Source organism: Bacillota bacterium, assembly GCA_012837285.1.
GTDB lineage: Bacteria > Bacillota > DTU030 > DUMP01 > DUMP01 > DUNI01.
Genome location: DURJ01000060.1, coordinates 1 through 6,511 on the forward strand (window position 1 = coordinate 1; position 6,511 = coordinate 6,511).

Below are 6,511 nucleotides of genomic sequence, written 5' to 3' on the forward strand. Positions count from 1 at the left end.
CGCAAACGAGCGCCCAGTCCCGCCAGCGGACCCAGTATTTGGGCCACGCCGGTATCTAAAGCTTCGGCAATGCGATTCAGGGTTGCCGGGGCCGGGCTCACCCGACCACGCTCGATTTCACTCAGATACGAGGCTCCGATCCCTACTTTATTGGCCACTTGGGCCAGGGTCAAATCCTGTTCCGTTCTAAGGAGCCGGATTCTCTCGCCAGGGGTAATCCGCCCCTGGGGACCGGAAGCAAACAAAGCTGCCGGTTCCAGGTTCAAGGCTGCGGCCAGTCGCTGCACTACCTGCAGCGAAGGTGATTTACGGCCGTTCTCCACTTCGCTCAGGTACGACACCGACAGGCTAGCCCGTTCGGCCAGATTGGTCAACGATAGACCCCGCTCTTCCCGCGCTTGGCGGACTTTCTGGCCGCATACTACCCCTGGGGGTCTTTTGTTTTCAGACGCGCTCATCTAATCCCCCCTTCGACTATATTATAACACTGTTTCGCTCTTAACAAAAGAAAGTACAGGCAGCTCTTATGCCGCCTGTACTTTCTTTGCCTAGATATATCCGCTTTCTTTTAGGATCTGGGCCGCTTTCTCTTGGTCCTCGACGGCCACCAGTACAACCGGGCCCTCACAACCCATGCCGGTCTCGGCATAAATACCGTTGCGCCAGAGCTCCCGGGCAGCGTCTTCGATTTCCAGCACATCTACGCCGCCGATTTCAGCCCCAGTGGGCTTCTTAGGCGGTGCTTGAACCACTTCGGCCACATCTTTTTCCCGTTCCGGCGAAACCAGCAAGTCTTCAATGCCGGCTCTCCGAGCAGCTGCCCACTCTTGCTCCAGCAGCTGAGGCAGGTTGGCGGCCGCACAGGCAGCGGCAAATTCGATCGCCCCGGCAATTACCGGCGCCCCTGACGCGCGGGAAATAATGTTTACAATGTAATTCCAGCCCGGCCCGACACCGGGGCCATAACCGTAGCCCACAGCCTCGTAACTACCGCCGGTGTGGTACGAGCTGAAAATCTTCATGAGTAAATTGCCGGTGAGGGTATCGCAAACCATCACATGGGGACTGCCGGTGAGTAAATCATTACCGCGCATGATGGCACCTTTATCGGCTCGGACTGTTTGGCCAAAGGTAAGGGCATAACCGCGGTCGGCCAGCTCTTTCAGCTGCCGCTCCACCTGGCGAGCCCCGTCCACATTTAGGATCCCGACGGTGGGTTCATTGATCCCCAAGCTCTTGGCTACGGCAATCCCATAGACTGTATTCTTGATCAGGGCCGGTACCCGTTCGGTGGCACTGGTGCCGGTGGTGGTGGCCACAAGCAGCGGTTTACCCAAGGCGGGAGTAATAATCCGACCCACTGTGGCTACGCCTACAGGAAAAGGATAGTGCATGGTTACCGTGGCCGCCAGTTCGCCCGCTTTCATCAGTTCTTCCATCCGTTGATGGGCCGTGGCTTCACAGTCGCAGACTTCCTGGGGCAGCTTCGAGTCCACTTTCGGTCCCACCAGTACCACTTCGATACTGCTGTCGGCCTTGGCCGCCAGCTCGGCCCCACGGACTACCTCTTCTACTCCGTGTTCGCTGCCTAACGTGGTAACTCCGACTCGAATCCGCGGGCCGGCCATGCGCCCGGTCTCCAGCGCATCTGCCAGTTCAGTAAATACCTTGGCAATTAACTGTTTAGATCCCATAACCTCCCCTCCTCAGTCTTCGCCCTGGGCTAAGTCTTGAGCCACTTGCCGCAAGGCGTCGGCGATGAGTTTCTTGACGGCACCCAGATCGAACTGGTCGGCTTCGTCTAAGCCGGGGTTGGGTTCCATTAAGAAGGAAATGCCGTCAAATAAATTGGTCATCCGGGCTAAGAACAGACTGCCTTTGCCAATTATCATGGCCCGGGTCATTTCCCCGGCCAAAATCAGATCGCGAGCATGACCCACAAACGGTACCCCGGACGGTATGTGCCCTTGAGTCGGCGCAAAGCCGGGCATGCCGTGCCGGGCAACAAAATCAGGGATTTGGCTCCTTTGAAGTTGTTTTTTCATTACACTCAGTGCGGCAATCATCTTGTAGTTGGCTGTGGGGACGTCGCCGGCCCCGGCCGGTTCGGTAATCTCCGCCACCTGCATCTCCACTGAGTACTTATCTACATCTTCCATGGTAAAGCCAAGCCGCTCCAGGGGGTCGGCCACTAAAGCCTGCATAACTGCCTGGGGCGAAGAACCGGAGCCGATGTTATGCTTACCCAGCGAATCGGTTCTAATAACCGGGTTCTTCCCGTCGTTCTCGGAAACCAGGACAGCAAAACCGCCGAGAACATCCTCCAGCACAGGCATGCCGCGTTTCACATGATCCTTACCGTTCATACCCAGCTTGGCCGTAGCCCCGCCGGCAACTACGACTACATTCTTGAAGATTCCAGACTTTACCAACCCGGCCGCCAATACCATGGCATGGGCCGGCCCGGCACAAAAGCCCCGGGTATCGGATCCGGTGGCCTTTAGACAGCCGGCATGCTCTCCAATAGCCTTGGCAAAGTTGCCGCCGCCGCGTTGGTTCATGTCGCCGCAGGCTTCTTCGGAACATTCAATGATATAGTCGATTTCTTTCGGATCAATCTCTATATTCTTGATTAGGTGGCGCAACGCCAGGGCCCCTGAGGCCTTGCTGGCAGTGTTTTCAGCAATTACATGAGCCGTCAAGCTAGCGTCTACCTCATGGGCCCGCCGCACACAGCCCACCAGCCGCTCACCCAGCATTAGCGGCGCCGCGGTTTTCTCCTTCACCAGTTTTTGAATGTCGTCGAGACTGCGACCGCTGCCGATTCGCTTAAGATCGTCCGCTGTCAGCATGGAGTCGTTCTTCAGCCCCGGCTCAAGTTCAGCTAGAAACTTATCTTCCAGCCACACCAGCTCAAACGCGTCCACCAACCGCAGCCAAGCATAGAACTCGTCCTCGGGTATGATTTCTCCGTACCGTCCGTAGCGTTTGGCCTCGACTTTATCCCCTTCGTACCAGGGGCGAGGAATAGACGTGAGTTCGTCAGGATGCATGTTACCGATAAAGGCCTGGAAAGGAGCATAGCCCAGGACTTGCTCATAGGTTCTAAGGTGCTTCTTAAACTCGGTCAGATACGGTGACTGGGGGTCTTTGTGCCGCTCCACGTCCTGGGTGGAGCCGAATTCAAACGCCATATTAGGGACATGAACCAGAATATAGGCGGCACCTTTCACTACAGGATCATACATAAGTGTCACCTCCGCAAGTGGTACGTGCCCTGGTGGACAGACGGTCAGCACCAGGGCGCGCCCAGTATTAATCTGGAACCTCCGGTAGCTCACCCAATTCTTCGGCCTTTAATCGGAGCTACTGTTCGAATACAACTTGGCCGTCCACCGGCGTCTCCAGGGCCCGCAGCCCTTTTTCCACCAGGTCACGACGCAGGACCTTTTCCTCGTCGGCTGTAAGTTCCGGGTTCCCCAACGGATGCGGGATAGCCACGGTTGGAACGATTCGATTGGCCCCCACCGTAAGTGAAATGGGCACCACCGTGCACATATGCACCACCGGTAATCCGGCTCGTTCGATCTCTTTTACCATCGCTGCGCCGCAGCGAGTACAGGTGCCTCAGGTGGAGGTTAGGATAACGGCGTCCACCCCGGCTTCCTTGAGATCTTTAGCAATAGCAGCACCGAATTGGGCGGCATTGGCCACTGAGGTCCCATTGCCCACTGTGCTATAGAAATAGTCAAATACTTTGCCGATCTTACCTTCCCGCTCCAGATGGCGCATTACATCCAGCGGCACTACCCGATCGGGATCTTCGTTAGCATAGGTGGGATCGTAACCGCCATGTGCCGTCTGATGGGTTTCCGAGGTCAGGTTATCTAAGCCCGTCAGACTGTATTTACCAAATTTGGTGGCGGAAGAAGCCTCAATCCGGTCCGGGTTGCCTTTGGGTACAATGCCGCCTGAGGTCACCAAGGCAATGGTAGCCTGGGCCATGTTCTTTACCGGCGGATTCGGAGCCACCCGATCAAACTCCGGCATGGGAAGCTCGGTGGTAAACGGCTGGCCCTTAATCTTTGCCAGCAGCATATCCAGCGCCCGCTCGGCCCCTGGCTTGTCGGCAATTATGTTCTTCCGGATCCCGCGGGAAATATAGCCCTCCTCACCGGGATGGCCAATGTCTTCTCCCCGGGCCAGTTTCAGCGCAAAAGCAGCCATTTTAGGCAACGCTTTGCGCATACTGGCCGCCGAGTCGCCGGTAGGTAAGATATAGACTTCTTTCTTATACAAGTCTACACCGGGATTTTCCGGGAACATGGCCGTCACAGCCGGAATCTTCAGTTCCTGCTGTACAGCCGCGCAGATGGCACCGCAGGCCGTGCCGTAGCGGCCGGCGTTAAAAGCCGGACCGGCAATTACCAAGTCGGGGTTAAACTCTTTGATCAGATCCATTATCTGGGTCGTCGCTGTTTCCATGTTTTCAGCGAAATAGCTGTCGCCACAGATGATGGTACCCACTATTTCCGCCGCCTGGCCTAGGGCGGCTTTTAGCCCCATCCCCGGACCGACAACACCGTCACGGGCCTCCGGTAGTATGGTCGCTTTTTCTTCACCGCCCACTTGCCCAAAGAACTGGTTCAGGTAGTGAACTACCCGAAATTTCTTTTCGGCCATGAATCTCCCTCCCCTCACAGCTTACTATGCTGCTCTCGTATTCCTTTCACGGCATCAATGAGGGCCTCTACTTCTACTACCATTTCCATCATGGCCACTTGTTCCTCGTATACTCCTTCATCTACCTGCTCTTTAATATCTGGCTCCATCATGTGATACACCGGGAGTCCCAACTGGACTCCAGTCAATGGACCGGCATAAGTGGGATCGCCGGCGGTAACTGTCTCCGCCGCCAGCTCGGCGCAATCGGGGTCAGCGGCACCTAAAATAACTACCAGGTTCTCCGCCCCGTGTTTCTCGCCTAGCTCTTTGATCCGCGCCTGATTCTCCAGGTCCATTGTCCCTGCTGCCGTTCAAACGAAGCACTCAGTGGTGATAAAGACCGGCTCGGCTCCGGCCGAGCGAAGGCATTCTTCAATCGCCGGGCCCGGTACGCCGTCCCGATCACCAATGGCAATAAGTTTCTTGCCCTTGAGTTCCATTTAGCAACCTCCTTCATTTGTAATCCTAAGTCAGCTTTATCAACCTAGACCCTTACTTTGGCCGATGGGAAGCGCTATGCTTTTGCTCATCGGCTCTGGATCAACTGAATCTGCCGTCCTAGAAGCTCAGGCCCCGTACGTAGCTATAGCCCAGCTCATTGGTGGCACCGGTGATCACCTGTAGTTCCACTGTCAGGGAACCGTCCGTCGCCTTGGAGCCGTCAAAACCGCCGGCAATAATGTCGGCAACCGACAAGTCGCCGATCACCGTCTTCATGGGCGGCAACTGAATAATCTCGTTAGCATTGCCAGCACTCACCACTGCGTCAGCTTTAGGACTGATATCGGCCAGGGATTGAGAAGCTCCATCTCGTCCGGCATATTCATCGGTAAGCAGAACTGTCTTGATGCCGTAAGACTCCAGCTTGTTGCAGTTCATAATCAGATCGGCATCGGGGTTACCGAAACCTTCTTCAGACACAATGGCCGCATCAGCCCCCAGCATCTGGGCTAATTTAGCCGCGTAACTGGAAGAACGTTCTTTGTCTTTTAAAGTAACGTTTTCATTGCTGATAACGATACCCAGGAAGCAAATGTCATGGCCGTGATGCTTGAACAGTTCTTTGACCACTGGGTTGTTCAGATGGTGATAAGTGGTGTTCTTATCACAGGCTGAAACACAGTTCCCGCTTACAATGGCTCCGTCAAACAATTCATTGGGATGAATGATACTGGGTAAGATTCTCTTGGCATCTACACCGTAGACCCAAGTGTCATGGAGCAAACCCTGGGACTGTAACATGAACAGGTAGACAACTTTAGGCAGATCCGGATACTGGGCGGCTGTTTCCCAGAACGAACCCAGATCATAGGTCTCAATTACATCCGGCTCCATCTCTTTGGCGGCTTCACCCAGATAGGCCGCTGCCTTGAGCCCGGCCAACCGCACAGCCTTCTCGTGCTCATGCTGGGCTAAGCCCTCCACCGGCTCCATCTCCAGCACCACGTTGTACGTCTTGGAAAAAGGTGTGTAGTCGGCTCCCGGACCGGTCATATCGATAATACCTTCCTGAAAGCCTACAATTTTGCCGGTGGTCACCACCGCCGCACCGGACAGAACATGGGTTCGACCGCTGCCTACCGTGTCCACCTTACTAACAAATCCAGGGAACAGACCGCCGGGACCGCTTACTTTGCAGCGGGGTTCGATGACATCTTTTACCGGGATAATGCGGATCTCTTCCCCAGGTTTGGCCAAATGTACGGTGCAGGACTTAATAGTTGGATCTTCCACAACTAAGGTGGCCAGCTCGTCTTGGTTGACATACAACGTGCCGGCTTCCACC

General features: G+C 55.4%; 6 protein-coding genes. All 6 read right to left on the reverse strand.

The window, feature by feature from the left end:
- On the reverse strand, nt 1-458 hold a 458-nt coding region (locus tag GX016_03525; GenBank protein HHT70636.1), incomplete at its 3' end, for a helix-turn-helix transcriptional regulator.
- A 90-nt stretch (nt 459-548) separates the two neighbouring features.
- The gene (locus tag GX016_03530; protein HHT70637.1) at nt 549-1,694 is read right to left on the reverse strand and encodes a glycine reductase; all 1,146 of its coding nucleotides are present in this window, start codon (nt 1,692-1,694) and stop codon (nt 549-551) included.
- A 12-nt stretch (nt 1,695-1,706) separates the two neighbouring features.
- A complete protein-coding gene (locus GX016_03535) occupies nt 1,707-3,248 on the reverse strand; it encodes a glycine reductase (protein ID HHT70638.1) in 1,542 nt (513 codons plus the stop codon).
- A 118-nt stretch (nt 3,249-3,366) separates the two neighbouring features.
- Nucleotides 3,367-4,683, reverse strand: coding sequence for a glycine reductase complex selenoprotein B (gene grdB / locus GX016_03540; protein HHT70639.1), 1,317 nt, complete (start codon nt 4,681-4,683; stop codon nt 3,367-3,369).
- 14 nt (nt 4,684-4,697) lie between these two features.
- On the reverse strand, nt 4,698-5,165 hold the full coding sequence (locus tag GX016_03545; protein HHT70640.1) for a glycine/sarcosine/betaine reductase complex selenoprotein A: 468 nt from the start codon (nt 5,163-5,165) through the stop codon (nt 4,698-4,700).
- Between the two features lie 118 nt (nt 5,166-5,283).
- On the reverse strand, nt 5,284-6,511 hold a 1,228-nt coding region (locus GX016_03550), incomplete at its 5' end, for a beta-aspartyl-peptidase (GenBank protein HHT70641.1).